This window comes from Pseudoalteromonas sp. S8-8 (assembly GCF_000497875.1).
Lineage (GTDB): Bacteria > Pseudomonadota > Gammaproteobacteria > Enterobacterales > Alteromonadaceae > Pseudoalteromonas > Pseudoalteromonas arctica.
Genome location: NZ_AUTR01000058.1, coordinates 1 through 15,098, shown reverse-complemented (window position 1 = coordinate 15,098; position 15,098 = coordinate 1). Strand labels below are relative to the sequence as shown.

Sequence of the window (15,098 nt, the reverse complement as noted above, 5' to 3'; positions counted from 1 at the left end):
TTCCCCCTTAGCTCAGTTGGTTAGAGCGACGGACTGTTAATCCGCAGGTCCCCCGTTCGAGTCGGGGAGGGGGAGCCAAGTTTATGTTTATGATGTAGTTCCCCCTTAGCTCAGTTGGTTAGAGCGACGGACTGTTAATCCGCAGGTCCCCCGTTCGAGTCGGGGAGGGGGAGCCAAATCATCATAATAATATCACTACTTTAGTTCCCCCTTAGCTCAGTTGGTTAGAGCGACGGACTGTTAATCCGCAGGTCCCCCGTTCGAGTCGGGGAGGGGGAGCCAATTCTAAGAATTTCATAGACATCTCAAGCTAATTCCACTACTCTTCCTTATATAACTAAAGCATTAGTTTATTCCTTAATGCGCTGTACTTAGTTTATTAATCAAGGACTTGATTCCTTCCCTTTTGAATTATTAAAAGACTGAAAACATGGCTGGATTTAAAAAACTTATTTTTATACAAATTATCTCTTGGTTATTGTGTGTTGCAGCAGGAAGCTACTTCATATCTATAAGCTTTGATACTGCGGTAAGTGATGCACAAAAAAGTGCGCAAACTACTGTCACTAAGTATATTAATGACCTTTCTTTAGACGATATTTCTGCTCAAAATTTAAAACAATCAATTGCAGATGGTAAAACGTTTTCAAGCTTTACTCTAAGAGATTACCAAGGGGCTGAAATATTTAGCATTAACCCCCCTACTCAATTACCAATGTTTGCTGATTTTGTACTCTCTAACTTTAACTCAGTGCGCCCTCAATTTGCTGTAAATGACGCCTCAGATATAAAAGTTGAATTTGTACTTAACATTGAGCATTTAGCGTCGCAGCTACAAACGTCCCTTTTTATTGTTATTTTGATTTCTGCCATTTTAGTTATTATTCCAATAATTCTAATGAAATCTATTTTTTACCATTTAAATAAAAACATAAGTACAACAGTTGCTGACATTATCGATATTTATATCAATCAAAACCAAGTTGATAATGATTTAGAAACAGCACTAGATGGCACTCGATTGAAAAAAATGGGAAAAGATTTAGTACCTAGCTTTAATCGATTATCACATTTCTTAAAAAACAAAAACGAAGACATACAAAGCGCTGCTATGACTATTAAGCATGAAGCGTACAAAGATGTAATTACCTCGCTTGGTAATCGTAATATGTTTGTTGAGTATTACGAAAAAAACATTGAAAACACTGAGCAAAGTACATTTGGTTCTTTAGCTATGGTTCGTTGTAGCGAACTACAAGCTATAAACCAAAGCCGTGGTTATCAAAAAGGTGATGAGTACGTTAAAGGCGTTGCCGATATTATTAAGCACATAAGCGGCACTTACACTGGCAGCCAAGTATTTAGATTAAACAGCTCTGACTTTGCTGTCGTACTACCCCACATTCCTTTAAAAGAAGCAGAACGCTTTGGTGAAAACCTGCAATCGCGCTTCACGCAGTACCAACAAAACCAAGAGTTAAGCTCGGTAGCTAATACAGGTATTGTAGGATACGAAAAAGGTAAGCCGTTAGGCGAATTGCTTTCTGTTGTTGATAACGCAATGAGCATGGCGCAGTCAAAGCAAGTAAACGCATGGCACGTACAACGCGAAACCGATTTAGTTAATAACGTAAGTGCGGGTTTTGGTAATCAAAACTGGCGTAAGGTTATTAAAGAAGTTATTGAATCTAAGCGCGTGCATTTGGTAATGCAAAACATTATGCCGCTTGGTAAAAGCATAAAAGCCTACGCTGAAGTACAAGTTCGATTTAAAACAGAAGACAATCAAGTACTGCCTACCGCTTCTTTTTTAGCGATGGCCGAAAAGCTTGATATGGCAATAGAAATTGATCGCCTGATAATTGACTCTTCTCTTGAAAAGGTTAAAAGCCGTAATTTATCTGAAAAGTTTTTTGGTTTAAACGTAACAGCTTCTAGTGCACACAACGATCAGTTTGTAATTTGGCTAGAGCGCCGATTATTGAAAGATACGCATATTGCATCTAAACTAGTATTTGAAGTAAGTGAGTTTGGTTTACAGCAAAACATCAAGGCTAGTAAGCGCTTTATCGACATGGTTCACCGTGTTGGCGCACGCGTTACAGTTGAACGTTTTGGTGTTGGCTTAACTTCATTTAAGTTTTTCCGCGATTTAAAACCTGACTTTATTAAAATGGACGCAAGTTATACTCGCGGCCTCGAAGACGATAAAAACAATCAGTACTTTATGCGCTTAATGGTCGATTTAGCCCACCGCATTGGTGTTAGCGTATTTGCTGAGGGCGTTGAGAGCCAAGAAGAAAAACACATTATAGAAACGTTGTGTTTAGATGGCGTTCAAGGTTATTACATAGAAAAACCTAAAGACATATAGTCTATTGGAGGCATCATGAAAAGAGTAATTACCTTTATTATACTTTTTATTATGCCTTTGAGTTTGTACGCAAACGCCCCGCAAAAAGAATTAGTTTTTAGCACTCATAACTATCCTCCATTTTCATTTGTTGATGAACACGATAATGCCGCTGGCCCCTTTGTTGATATACTTACCTTAGCGTGTAAACGCCTCAATTATAAATGTGAGTTTGTCAGCGTACCAAATCGTCGCTCTAAGCTCATGTTAAAAAACCTGCAAGCTCAAGGAAACTTTCCTATGGGCTGGAATCTTGACCGCAACGAATGGCTTTATTTTTCGATCCCGCTTATGAAAATGCAATATGGCTTTTTTCAACCTGAGGGTGCAAAAAAAACCATCAAAAGCCTCAATGATCTACAAAAAATGCAAATTGCTGTTTTTGGCCCTTCAAATGCATCTTTTCAACTAGTTAAAATACAGCAACAAATGATTAAAGACGGATTGAGGGAATTTGATATCGTTTTACTCACTGATGCCAATGGTACGGGTGTAAAAATGATAGAAAACAATCGTATAGATGGGTACTTTGCCAATACTTTACAAGCACGCGCTAGGCTAAAACAGTTTAACTTACATCATGTTAATTTGGCCTTTTTACAAAGAGAATCCCCCTATTTTATTGGTTTTAATAAAATTCAATTATCTCCTGAACAAATTGCCCTATTTAATAAAGCACTATTAGATTTATACCAAGAACACGATCAATTTAAAGATATTTTAAAGCCATATAATATCGATCCTATTCTAATTACACCTGAAATATTAAGTCGCTTTAATATCATTACTGATTGAGTCGTTTATTTGCTTCTCATGTGTTGTTAATCGATAAAGAAAAAAGGATAATACCCACGTTTATTATAGCGTGAGGCACACATGACAGAATATGTCTTGTTATTGATTGGAACCGTTCTGGTTAATAACTTTGTATTAGTACAATTTTTAGGCTTATGTCCGTTTATGGGCGTATCAGGTAAGCTTGATACGGCGATTGGTATGTCTTTGGCAACCACGTTTGTGCTTACTCTTGCCTCTGTAACTAGCTATTTAGTTAATCAATATATTTTAATCCCTCTGGATATCGCCTTTTTACGCACCATGAGCTTTATTTTAGTGATTGCCGTTGTAGTGCAATTTACCGAAATGGTTGTGCGTAAAACAAGCCCTACTCTATATCGTTTATTAGGCATATTTTTACCGCTGATCACCACTAACTGTGCGGTATTAGGTGTGGCTTTATTAAATATCAAAGAAGATCATTCATTTTTACAATCTGCGGTGTATGGTTTTGGTGCTGCGGTTGGTTTTTCTTTAGTGCTTGTATTGTTTGCAGCACTACGAGAACGTTTAGCAGCTGCTGACGTTCCTACGCCTTTTAAAGGCGCCTCTATTGCAATGATCACTGCAGGCTTAATGTCGATGGCGTTTATGGGTTTTACTGGATTAGTGAAGTTTTAATATGACCTTGTTTTATGCCTTGATAGCGATTGGTTCGCTAGCACTCATTTTTGGACTTATTTTAGGGTTTGCAGCAATTCGCTTTCGCGTTGAAGGTAACCCTATTGTTGAGCAAATTGATACTATTTTGCCGCAAACTCAATGCGGACAGTGTGGCTACCCGGGTTGTCGCCCTTACGCCGAAGCCATAGCCAATGGCGATGAAATAAATAAATGCCCACCGGGCGGCGAATCAACCATGAAAAAGCTTGCCGGCTTAATGGGTGTTGATGAAAAACCACTTGCCGGTGGCGAGCAAGCAGAACCTATAAAAACAGTGGCTTATATTCGCGAAGATGAATGTATTGGCTGTACCAAATGTATTCAAGCCTGCCCGGTTGACGCCATTTTGGGCGCAACTCGTCAAATGCACACTGTGTTAATTGATGAATGTACTGGCTGTGATTTATGTGTTGAGCCTTGCCCTGTAGATTGCATTGATATGCTACCTGTAGCCGAAACTAAACAAAACTGGAAATGGCAGCTAGATGCTATTCCTGTTACACAAATAGATTAGAGGTTTGAGTGGACAAGTTACTTGAACAAATAAAAAAAGGCACCGTGTGGGCATTTCCTGGCGGCATACACCCACCACAACAAAAATCACTCTCTAATAGTGCGAGTATCACTCGCCTACCTTTGCCCGACAAACTCATTGTTGCGCTTAAGCAGCACATAGGCGCAAACGGTAAGTTACTGGTAGAAAAAGGCCAACACGTCTTAAAAGGCCAACCACTTACAGCCCCTGCTGCTAACTGGTCGGTACCTGTGCATGCGCCAAGCTCTGGTGTGGTTACTGATATTGCACCTATGCCATCAGCACATCCATCGGCCCTACCTGAACTAAGTGTTATTATTGAACCAGACGGCAAAGACGAATGGGTAGCTCTAAATAAAAATAAAAATCCTGCTGAGCTTAGTCATGACGAGCTGATAAATATTATTCACCAAGCCGGTATTAGCGGTATGGGTGGTGCTGGTTTTCCTACTTATGTAAAAGCAGATACCAAGCAACCTATCGAATTTTTGATTGTAAATGCTGTTGAGTGCGAACCTTATATTACTGCCGATGACGTTTTAATGCGCGAACACGCTAAAGAAGTTATCCAAGGCATTGAAATAATGCAGCAGCTTTTAAACCCAACACTGTGCATTGTGGGTATAGAAGATAACAAGCCTGAAGCTATTGCAGCAATGAAGCAAGCAGCTGAGCATAACTCAAAAATCATTATTCAAACGGTGCCAACTATTTATCCATCTGGCGGTGAAAAGCAATTAATTAAATTACTTACTAACCGTGAAGTTCCTAGCATTGGTATTCCTGCCGATATTGGTATTTTAGTGCATAACACCGGGACTTTGTTTGCCGTACAACAAGCCGTTTATGAAGGTAAACCACTCATTGAACGTATAGTTACGGTAACAGGTAACACTATTCATAAGCCTGGGAATGTATGGGCACTACTTGGCACTGAAATAAAGCACTTACTTGACTGCCAAGGGTTCTCACCTGTACCGCAGCAAAGTGTTGTGATGGGCGGCCCAATGATGGGCTTTACGCTACCCACAGTGCGTATTGGCATAGTTAAAACAACTAACTGTATTTTAGCACCTGATCATAAAGAGCTAGCGGAGCCCGGCCCCGAAAAAGCCTGTATACGTTGTAGCGCCTGTGCTGATGCCTGCCCTGCCTCTTTATTACCACAGCAATTGCAGTGGTTTGCTAAATCAAAAGAGTACGACAAACTACAAGAGCACAATTTATTTGACTGTATTGAATGTGGTGCTTGTGCATATGTGTGCCCAAGTGAAATCCCTCTTGTGCAGTACTACCGTATAGCCAAAGTTGAAATTAAAGAACAACAAGCTGACAAAATTAAAGCCGACAGAGCAAAAGAGCGTTTTGATGCACGAAAAGAGCGTTTAGATCGCGAGCAAGAAGAACGTCAAAACCGCCATAAACGCAAACCTGCCGCTAAATCTGCTGACGAAAAACAAAAAGTAGCAGAGGCACTAGCCCGCGTTAAAAATAAATCAGATAACGGCGATGAAAAATCAGCTGTTGCAGCTGCTATTGCACGCGCTAAAGCTAAAAAGCTAGGCGATCAATCTGCTGAATTAGAGCCAGACAATAGCGAAGTAGCAAAAGAGCGCGCACTACGTAAAGAACAAGCGCGTAAATATAAAGAGCAAAAATCTCAAACAGATGAATCGGCCGAGACTGCACCCGTTGATGATAAAAAATCAGCAGTCGCTGCAGCCATTGCTCGCGCTAAAGCTAAAAAAGCAAGACAAGCATTAGATAATGCTGAACAAGCAGCAAGTGAAGAGCCACAAAACGATGCCCCTATTGATGATAAAAAGTCAGCCGTAGCGGCAGCCATTGCTCGTGCTAAAGCCAAAAAGGCAGCACAAGCATTAGATAACGCTGACCAAGCAATAGATAACGCTGACCAAGCAATAAGTGAAGAGCCACAAAGCGTGGCGCCTGTTGATGATAAAAAAGCAGCGGTAGCGGCCGCCATTGCTCGTGCTAAAGCTAAAAAAGCGGCTAAAGCATTAGATGGCGCTGAGCAAACCGTGAGTGAAGAGCCACAAAGCGATACGCCTGCTGATGATAAAAAAGCAGCCGTAGCGGCGGCCATTGCTCGTGCAAAAGCTAAAAAAGCAGCTAAAGCATTAGAAGACGCTGAGCAGTCCGTGAGTGAAGAGCCACAAATCGATTCGCCTGTTGATGACAAAAAAGCAGCAGTAGCGGCAGCTATTGCGCGTGCAAAAGCTAAAAAAGCAGCTAAAGCATTAGAAGAAGCCGAGCAAACCGTGAGTGAAGAGCCACAAAGCGCGGCACCCGTTGATGATAAAAAGGCAGCGGTAGCTGCGGCCATAGCTCGTGCTAAAGCTAAAAAAGCGGCTAAAGCACTAGAAGATACCGAACAAACTCAGCCCCAAGAGCTACAAGTTGATAGCGCAGCACCTAAGAGTGCAGAAAGTAACACCGATGACTCATCAGTTCTTATTAACGCAGATAAACCTAAATCAGCCGACGATAAGAAAAAAGCCGCCGTGGCTGCTGCAATTGCGAGAGCAAAAGCTAAAAAGTTACAAAAAGAAGGAAATAATCAGTCATGAAATTAACCATGGCCAGTTCGCCGCATAATCACAGCCATAAATCGTTAACGCGATTAATGCTTAGCGTTATTGCTGCGTGTATTCCTGGGCTAATTGCTCAAGTTTTCTTTTTTGGAACAGGTGTGCTTATTCAACTGGTACTAGCGCTTGTTGCTGTAAGCGTATTTGAAGCTGCAATAATGCTAATACGAAAGCGCCCTGTTTGGCCTGCATTAAGTGATGGCAGTGCGTGGCTTACTGCCGTGTTATTGGCATTGAGTATTCCGCCACTTGCGCCTTGGTGGATAATCGTGATTGGCTGTTTATTTTCTATTGTTATAGTTAAACAGCTTTATGGCGGCCTTGGGTTTAACTTATTCAATCCAGCAATGGCAGCTTATGTACTGCTTTTAGTTTCGTTTCCGGTACAAATGACCGCATGGTTGCCTGTTACCGATTTAATAAATACGCCAATAGGCTTTGCTGATCAGCTAAGGCTAATATTCACCGATTTTACGGCCTCTGGGTTTAGCCTAGATCAAGTACGTGCAGGGGTTGATGGCCTAACAATGGCAACACCGCTGGATACTGTTAAAACAGACATAGCACACGGTTTAACCGTTACCGAAAGCATGCAAAAGCCATTATTTAACGAATGGGCTGGCCTTGGTTGGGTGTGGGTTAACTTAGGCTTTTTAGTAGGTGGTTTATACTTATTAAAAGCAAAAATAATTAACTGGCATATTCCTGTCAGTTTTATCGCAAGTTTAGCTGTATGTAGTGCTATTGGTTATATCGCATCACCAGGTACAGAGCCGGGCACCCTATTTCACTTATTAAGTGGTGCCACTATGATGGGGGCCTTTTTTATAGCAACCGATCCGGTATCTGCAGCAACAACTAACAAAGGGCGCTTAATTTATGGCGCGCTAATTGGCTTACTAATTTATTTAATTCGTACCTTTGGTGGTTTTCCTGATGCCATCGCATTTAGCGTATTATTGATTAATATTGCAGTGCCGCTAATAGACTACTACACACAGCCACGTACTTATGGCCATGGAGCAGTAAAATGATCATTTCGTCAATGGCTAAAAATGGTGCTATTTTAACTGCGTTTGCGTTAGCAACAACGGGCTTAGTTGCCTCTATCAATGCACTTACTGCCGATAAAATTGCAGAGCAAGAACAACTGCAACTTACTGCGCAGCTACAAGAAGTGCTCGACCCAAAATCGTACGACAATCAATTATCGCAAGATTGCGTAATTATTACTGACGAAAAACTAGGCCCACACGCAAACCAAGTAATTTACCGTGCTCGTAAAAACAATAAACCAGTCGCTGTTGTTATTAGGCATGTTACGCCAAACGGCTACAGTGGCGATATTAACTTATTAACAGCTGTATTGAGCGATGGCACTATTGCTGGCGTTCGTACCACTAAACACGAAGAAACTCCTGGTTTAGGCGACAAAGTAGAAGTTAAAAAATCACTTTGGATCACAACATTTAAAAGCTTAACGGTTGAAAGCGAAGAAGACGCTCGCTGGGCTGTAAAAAAAGATGGCGGCCAGTTTGATCAATTTACAGGCGCGACCATAACGCCACGTGCTGTTGTGAGCTCTGTTAAAAATGCCGTATTGTTCGCACAAACTAATTTTGATGATATTTTTGCAGCACCTAATGCCGAATGTATGGAGGTAGCTAAATGAGTGAGTTAAAAACATTATACAAAGAAGGTGTATGGGTAAATAACCCTGCCCTTGTGCAGCTTTTAGGTTTATGTCCACTGCTTGCCGTTACCTCAACTGTAACAAATGCCTTAGGTTTAGGCTTAGCAACTTTACTCGTACTAATAGGCTCAAATGTTACCGTATCAATTGTGCGTAACTGGGTGCCAAAAGATATTCGTATACCTGTATTTGTAATGATCATCGCGGGCTTTGTAACAATAGTTCAATTACTCATGAACGCTTATACCTTTGGTTTATATCAATCATTAGGGATTTTTATTCCGTTGATTGTAACTAACTGCGCCATTATTGGCCGCGCCGAAGCATACGCCTCTAAAAACCCTGTTCATTTATCAGCATTTGACGGCTTAATGATGGGCTTAGGCTTTATGGCTGTACTGTTAGTATTAGGTACTATGCGCGAACTAATCGGCCAAGGTACGCTGTTTGACGGTGCCGACTTATTACTTGGCCCATGGGCACAGAGCTTGCGCATAGAAGTATTTAACTTTGATAACCAATTTTTACTCGCAATTTTACCACCGGGTGCCTTTTTAGGACTTGGGCTACTTATTGCTGCAAAAAACGTAATTGACGCACAAATAAAATCAAAACAAGTTGCACCGCCAGAGGCTGAAAAAGGCCCTCGAGCACGTGTTACTAGCTTAACTTAAGGGGAAAACGTATTAGAGCAACAATTAGCACTAATACGTTTTAAGTTGCATGAATAAAGAAAAACGTCACCAAATACTGTCGCGCCTGCGCGACGATAATCCGCACCCAGTTACTGAGCTTGAATATTCAAGCCCGTTTGAGTTACTAGTAGCAGTAACACTCTCAGCGCAAGCAACCGATGTAGGCGTTAATAAAGCCACTCGAAAGTTGTTCCCTGTTGCTAATACGCCACAAGCTATTTTAGATATAGGTCACGATACACTGCGTGATTATATAAAAACCATCGGCTTATTTAATTCTAAAGCTGCCAACGTTTACAAAATGTGCCAAATTTTGGTGGATGAACATAACAGCATCGTGCCAGAAAATCGTGAAGCCCTAGAAGCCCTACCAGGCGTTGGCCGTAAAACCGCTAATGTTGTACTCAATACCGCCTTTGGCTGGCCTGTAATAGCCGTAGATACACACATATTTCGTGTATCTAACCGTACAAAGCTTGCCATGGGTAAAGATGTTGTAGCTGTAGAACAAAAGCTTGAAAAGGTTGTACCAAAAGAATTTAAAGTAGACGTGCATCACTGGTTGATTCTTCACGGACGTTACACCTGCGTAGCACGTAAACCAAAGTGTGGCAGCTGTATTATTGAAGACTTGTGTGAGTTTAAAGAAAAAACGGAATAACGAGTTGAAAAGCTATAGTGGTAAAACTCAATTATACAATTTGCTTTTAGCAATTACTTCAGCCTTCTGTATCTGGCTTTCAAATGGCTTTATCACCTTTATTGCTTTTAACGAGTCTGTTGCGGGAGTAACATTTGAAGAACTTTTGATCATATTTTCAAATGTCGATCTTTTACAGGTTTTGACCTTTCCTGAGTTTTGGGAAGCTAATGAAAATCATTCTTTTATTGAGGCCCCAAGTTTTTGGTTTGAGCCGATGACTGTTTTATCTTCTATAAGCTCATTACTTCTTATAATTTTATTTTCAACGTATGTAACTAAGTTGAAGCCTGAAACGATATCTTTATCTCTACTCTTAATTGGATTTTTATACCTGGTTGTTTCATGGGGTGTTTTGCTAGATGTATCTGATGCAAAGATGATTGGGCCCTATTTAAGTATTGGTATTCAAGGTCTATTATTACATTCATTTATAAGTTGCCTAATTTGTGTTTCTACTTTATCAAAAAATGTATATTTTAAATTTAGCACTAATTAGCCTTTCTTTATTCAGTAGCTTTGCATTTCCAAGCGAAATAGATTGGCAAAACAAAGCGGCTGATCATATTAGGTTAAATATAATTCTGTTCATTAATCTTAGCCTTTTCATTCTAATTTTACTTTTCTCATTTCGACATATTAAAAGATTAAAACGACTAAATATAACCATCACTAATGAATCGTTAATCGACCCTTTGACAAAAGTATTAAATAGGAGAGGCTTCCATGAACAAGTTTCACGCTTAGATAAACAAAGCGGCTTTTTACTAATTGCAGATATAGATAACTTTAAACTCATCAATGATCAATTTGGACATAATGCTGGTGACAAAGTCCTTCAAAGAGTAGCCCATGCTCTAAAATTTCAAACTAGAGAGAAAGATATTGTAGGGCGATATGGCGGAGAAGAGTTTGTAGTTTTCTTTCCTAGCCATGATGTTGAAATTGTAAAAATGATTTCACAACGGCTTGTAGAGGCAATTGCGAGTCTTAATTTAACTGATATATCACCTGAATTGCAAAGAGTTACAATTAGTGCTGGTGTAGATAAAGGCGATACAAAACACTGTAAGTTTGAAAAATTATATGAAAACGCAGATAAACTGTTATATCAAGCTAAAAGTGCTGGTAAAAATCAAGTTATCGTATTTGATAACTAACAGGTTAAACCTTGGCTAGCACACTTCTATTCGAACTCTAGTGATAAGATAGCTAATCGTTTAGCTGCCAGTCGATTCTATATTATTAATAAATTGCGCCGCATTAACTAAACGCTCACTAACAATAAATTGAGTCGTATTTTTAACCCAAGGCCTAGCAATATTTTTGTAATTTAATTTAGATAACCCGCAGAATGTGACTATTAATAGAACATTATCAAAGTATTAATTTCACAACGCTCACTCCTTTGGTTATGCTAGTGAGCATTATAAAATTATATTGCGAAACCCTCTATGCTACCTCTACTTCGTATCTTGATAATTGAACAAGACCCAGCCACCTTACAAGGGCTTTCAACTAATCTGTCAAAGACCATTCCTAACTTTGAGCGAGACGATATCCATATCGATATTATTGAATGCCTCGAGCTTAAACACGCGCTGGAATGTGTAGAGGAAGATGGTGATATTCAAGCCGTAGTTCTAAGCTGGGATATGCACAACAAAGTGGGTGAGCGGATGTATAGCCGCTTTATCGAGGATTTAAAGGCAATTCGTCTCGAGCTGCCGGTTTATGTTATTGGCGACGACACTAAAGGGCTGGAGATCGTTAACGAATCAGAAGAAATTGAATCATTCTTTTTTAAAGATGAGGTGATTTCTGACCCAGAAGCTATTTTAGGTTATATGATTAACGATTTTGACGACCGCTCTGAAACACCATTTTGGACGGCGTATCGTCGTTACGTTGGTGAAGCAAACGACTCTTGGCATACACCTGGCCATAGCGGGGGTTCTAGCTTTAGAAACTCACCTTATATCAAAGATTTTTATCAGTTTTACGGCCGCAATGTATTTGTTGGCGACCTGTCGGTTTCGGTAGACTCGCTAGGTTCATTGTCAGACAGCACCAATACTATTGGTCGCGCTCAAGAATCAGCCGCGGCGACGTTTGAAGTTAAGCACACCTACTTTGTTACAAATGGTTCATCTACCTCAAATAAAATCATCTTGCAGACACTCCTGCGCAAGGGAGATAAAGTAATTGTCGACCGTAATTGCCATAAGTCAGTACACTATGGCATCTTGCAATCAGCTAGCTACCCCATTTATTTGGCGAGTATCTTAAATCCAAAATATGGCATTTTCGCGCCACCGTCGTTGGCCGACATCAAATTAGCAATTGAAAACAATACTGATGCTAAATTACTAGTGCTTACCGGGTGTACTTACGATGGCCTACTTAGCGACCTAAAACAAGTCGTAGATTATGCTCATCAATATGGTATTAAGGTGTTTATAGATGAAGCCTGGTTTGCATACTCTTTGTTTCATCCTAGCTTTCGTCATTATTCTGCAATACATGCTGGGGCTGACTACATTACGCATTCGGCGCATAAAGTAGTATCGGCGTTTTCTCAGGCGTCTTATATTCATATTAACGATCCCGATTTTGATGCTGATTTCTTTCGAGAGATTTATAGTATCTACGCCAGCACATCGCCAAAATACCAGCTTATTGCATCGCTTGACGTGTGCCAAAAGCAATTAGAGATGGAAGGCTATAAGCTGCTCAATGCGCTGCTAAATCATGTTGAGGAGTTTAAACAACAGATGGCCTCGCTTAAGCAAATTAAAGTATTAGCTAAGCAAGACTTTATGGAAATATTCCCGCATTTTAGTGGTGATAATATGGGTCACGATCCATTAAAGATCCTTATTGATATTAGTGAGCTACCTTACTCATTAAAAGATATTCATAAATATCTACTGGATGAAATTGGGCTAGAGATAGAAAAATACACACACAGCACCATTTTGGTTTTACTGACGCTTGGCGGCACGCGCTCAAAAATAATTCGTTTGTACAATGCGTTGAAAAAGCTAGACAGCGGTAAGGTAAAACTATCGAAATCGACGCGTAGAGCTCGCTTACCTGAAAATTTACCTGCCATAGATTTGGCGTGTATTCCAAGCGATGCTTTTTATGGCGACCGCGAATCTGTGCCTATCAGTAAAAGCAACAACCGCATTTGTGCAGGTTTAGTTACTCCATATCCACCGGGCATTCCGCTTTTAGTCCCAGGCCAGCATATCACTAATGACCATATCGAATATTTACAAGAGTTAGCAAGCCAAGGACTGACGATACAAGGCAGTTTCGATGGTGAAATTTATGTTCTTAAGGGTAAGGTTAAAAAATAAAGGTATTGGTTTAATACTATCTTAATAATGATTACTGGTGGCAGTGCCGCAAGACATTGCCGCAGTAACAGTATTGAGAAGTAAAATACAAAGTGGAATAAATCATTTTTATAAATGTTAACTAATTATAGTTAAAAAAAAGCAAGCCAGATGGCTTAATGCCAGTCAGTTAACAGCTGACTGGCTTTTTTTATTGGGGTATTTACTGGGTTTTGGTTTCACACACCTCGGATACGCCCGCTCCCGTTTTATCGGCAATATGTGATATTCAACTTGAGCTTGTAATTGCTCTATTGATTTAGGTATCCGTCCTGCATTTTCTATAAACATTGTATGAATAAGGTTAATAATACTAATAGCACACGTCGTAAAACTCAGGTGTTTTGCATATATCCCAGATTTTTTCTGCGCCATTTTCACCATCTGGTATCGGAGCAAGTTATAGCTCAACATTACGCCCCATAATTCTTGCGCTATCATCTCAGGTTTCTTGCTGCGTAGCGTAAAGTGACTATTCAGTAAGGTTTGTTTCATTTCTCGATAACCAAGTTCAATTTCCCACCGATCACTATAGAGGTCAACAATTTCAGCCTTAGGGAAACGCATTGGGTCTGTTAATGAAGTGAGTATATTCACCTCTTTCCCCTTAACCGTTTTTGTGACTAGCCTAACTTCAATGCTCTCTGGTAAATCGTCGAACTTTTTTCTCGCTTGTGCTGTTGCTTTTAGCTTGATGAGTTTGTCTTGACGACCTAGAGAGCGAACAATTTCATATTGCGTGCCTTTTCTCATCGGTTGAAGCCAATGCCTATTTACCCCAGCATGATGCCAACGATTGAGTAAGCCTAGAGAATAGAAGCCTCTATCAAATAACGTCAGTGAGTTATCGGGTGTTGCCTCGATTAAGTCTTCAGCCAACACCATTTCACTAGTACGACAACTATCAAAGGCGCTCCCCATTAATAAATGACTAGTTAACTCCATCAAACACACCATGCGAACCTGAGGGAAGGCCGTGTCACCATACTGATTTTTCCACATGGAGAATGCATGTTGATTTTCAGCAGTATCCGGTGTGCGCCAAATGACACCATCAACACCCAGTAGTGATAGCCCGCACCATGTGGGATGGTTCGCATCAGCATTCCACATTTGCTGACTTTGCTCAAAAACCTGTTTAACGGCATCAGCCCCAAGCCGCTGCCTAGCCTGTACAACCGCGCTGGGCGCAACGAGTTCTTTTTTACCTGGTAAAGCGAGCCCTAATTTACTGACAATACTCCACAGTGGGTCTTCACGATAAAACGACATACAAATGACTGTCCAAACGGCCATCTCAACAGGAAGCCTTCTTTTCCTTATCGTCGCGACACCTGCGGTTTCTGCGCATTGTTTGATAAACTCAGGGCATAAAAAATCACTCAGTTGACCTAAGCCTTCTGAATTGGGTGCGTAGCTATTGGCTAGAGAAAGTGCGGTAGTGAGTTGCAAAATAAAAGGCTCCTGAATAAATTCAGAAGCCTTTATAAACTAACCAGAAGATCGGTCAATGGATCGTTAAATATTTCTTAACTGATCGGCATTA

13 protein-coding genes and 3 tRNA genes are annotated in these 15,098 nt (G+C 40.4%); 15 read left to right on the top strand and 1 reads right to left on the bottom strand.

Annotation, left to right across the window (positions count from 1 at the left end):
* Window position 1 precedes the first annotated feature (1 nt).
* The 15 genes from L659_RS0118605 (at window position 2) to L659_RS0118535 (ending at window position 13,513) form a co-directional block, all read left to right on the top strand.
* Window positions 2-78: transfer RNA gene (locus tag L659_RS0118605), tRNA-Asn, on the top strand.
* 21 nt (window positions 79-99) lie between these two features.
* Window positions 100-176: transfer RNA gene (locus L659_RS0118600), tRNA-Asn, on the top strand.
* Between the two features lie 29 nt (window positions 177-205).
* Window positions 206-282 (top strand) — tRNA-Asn (locus tag L659_RS0118595).
* 148 nt (window positions 283-430) lie between these two features.
* Window positions 431-2,374 (top strand): EAL domain-containing protein, encoded by a 1,944-nt coding sequence (locus tag L659_RS0118590; RefSeq protein ID WP_007585367.1) that lies wholly within the window; start codon window positions 431-433, stop codon window positions 2,372-2,374.
* 15 nt (window positions 2,375-2,389) lie between these two features.
* Window positions 2,390-3,208, top strand: a complete 819-nt coding sequence (locus tag L659_RS0118585; protein WP_024591506.1) for a substrate-binding periplasmic protein — start codon at window positions 2,390-2,392, stop codon at window positions 3,206-3,208.
* A gap of 81 nt (window positions 3,209-3,289) precedes the next feature.
* Window positions 3,290-3,871 carry an electron transport complex subunit RsxA gene (gene rsxA, locus L659_RS0118580; RefSeq protein ID WP_008172491.1) on the top strand — a complete coding sequence of 194 codons (582 nt, stop codon included), beginning with the start codon at window positions 3,290-3,292 and terminating at the stop codon, window positions 3,869-3,871.
* Window position 3,872: 1 nt separating this feature from the next.
* The gene (gene rsxB, locus L659_RS0118575) at window positions 3,873-4,427 is read left to right on the top strand and encodes an electron transport complex subunit RsxB (protein ID WP_007585357.1); all 555 of its coding nucleotides are present in this window, start codon (window positions 3,873-3,875) and stop codon (window positions 4,425-4,427) included.
* Between the two features lie 8 nt (window positions 4,428-4,435).
* Window positions 4,436-7,039 (top strand): electron transport complex subunit RsxC, encoded by a 2,604-nt coding sequence (rsxC, locus tag L659_RS0118570; RefSeq protein WP_024591505.1) that lies wholly within the window; start codon window positions 4,436-4,438, stop codon window positions 7,037-7,039.
* On the top strand, window positions 7,036-8,094 hold the full coding sequence (gene rsxD, locus L659_RS0118565; RefSeq protein ID WP_002962268.1) for an electron transport complex subunit RsxD: 1,059 nt from the start codon (window positions 7,036-7,038) through the stop codon (window positions 8,092-8,094). The genes rsxC and rsxD overlap by 4 nt, the downstream gene beginning before the upstream one ends.
* A complete protein-coding gene (gene rsxG / locus L659_RS0118560) occupies window positions 8,091-8,732 on the top strand; it encodes an electron transport complex subunit RsxG (RefSeq protein ID WP_024591504.1) in 642 nt (213 codons plus the stop codon). Before rsxD ends, rsxG begins: the two co-directional genes overlap by 4 nt.
* Window positions 8,729-9,427, top strand: a complete 699-nt coding sequence (locus L659_RS0118555; RefSeq protein WP_002962263.1) for an electron transport complex subunit E — start codon at window positions 8,729-8,731, stop codon at window positions 9,425-9,427. The genes rsxG and L659_RS0118555 overlap by 4 nt, the downstream gene beginning before the upstream one ends.
* A 49-nt stretch (window positions 9,428-9,476) precedes the next feature.
* Window positions 9,477-10,109, top strand: coding sequence for an endonuclease III (gene nth / locus L659_RS0118550; RefSeq protein ID WP_024591503.1), 633 nt, complete (start codon window positions 9,477-9,479; stop codon window positions 10,107-10,109).
* A complete protein-coding gene (locus L659_RS0118545; protein WP_154903405.1) occupies window positions 10,084-10,647 on the top strand; it encodes a hypothetical protein in 564 nt (187 codons plus the stop codon). Before nth ends, L659_RS0118545 begins: the two co-directional genes overlap by 26 nt.
* Window positions 10,619-11,308, top strand: a complete 690-nt coding sequence (locus L659_RS0118540) for a GGDEF domain-containing protein (RefSeq protein ID WP_024591501.1) — start codon at window positions 10,619-10,621, stop codon at window positions 11,306-11,308. Before L659_RS0118545 ends, L659_RS0118540 begins: the two co-directional genes overlap by 29 nt.
* Before the next feature lie 294 nt (window positions 11,309-11,602).
* Window positions 11,603-13,513 carry an aminotransferase class V-fold PLP-dependent enzyme gene (locus tag L659_RS0118535; protein ID WP_024591500.1) on the top strand — a complete coding sequence of 637 codons (1,911 nt, stop codon included), beginning with the start codon at window positions 11,603-11,605 and terminating at the stop codon, window positions 13,511-13,513.
* A gap of 165 nt (window positions 13,514-13,678) precedes the next feature.
* On the opposite strand, the gene L659_RS0118530 is transcribed toward L659_RS0118535, so the two are convergent.
* Window positions 13,679-15,004: an IS4 family transposase gene (locus L659_RS0118530; RefSeq protein ID WP_024589914.1), complete on the bottom strand. Its 1,326-nt coding sequence runs from the start codon at window positions 15,002-15,004 to the stop codon at window positions 13,679-13,681.
* Between the last annotated feature and the right edge of the window lie 94 nt (window positions 15,005-15,098).

Coding starts and splice junctions, on each gene's coding strand:
- L659_RS0118590 (WP_007585367.1), top strand. CDS start 431: ATGGCTGGATTTAAAAAACTTATTTTTATACAAATTATCTCTTGGTTA.
- L659_RS0118585 (WP_024591506.1), top strand. CDS start 2,390: ATGAAAAGAGTAATTACCTTTATTATACTTTTTATTATGCCTTTGAGT.
- rsxA (WP_008172491.1), top strand. CDS start 3,290: ATGACAGAATATGTCTTGTTATTGATTGGAACCGTTCTGGTTAATAAC.
- rsxB (WP_007585357.1), top strand. CDS start 3,873: ATGACCTTGTTTTATGCCTTGATAGCGATTGGTTCGCTAGCACTCATT.
- rsxD (WP_002962268.1), top strand. CDS start 7,036: ATGAAATTAACCATGGCCAGTTCGCCGCATAATCACAGCCATAAATCG.
- rsxG (WP_024591504.1), top strand. CDS start 8,091: ATGATCATTTCGTCAATGGCTAAAAATGGTGCTATTTTAACTGCGTTT.
- L659_RS0118555 (WP_002962263.1), top strand. CDS start 8,729: ATGAGTGAGTTAAAAACATTATACAAAGAAGGTGTATGGGTAAATAAC.
- nth (WP_024591503.1), top strand. CDS start 9,477: ATGAATAAAGAAAAACGTCACCAAATACTGTCGCGCCTGCGCGACGAT.
- L659_RS0118540 (WP_024591501.1), top strand. CDS start 10,619: ATGTATATTTTAAATTTAGCACTAATTAGCCTTTCTTTATTCAGTAGC.
- L659_RS0118535 (WP_024591500.1), top strand. CDS start 11,603: ATGCTACCTCTACTTCGTATCTTGATAATTGAACAAGACCCAGCCACC.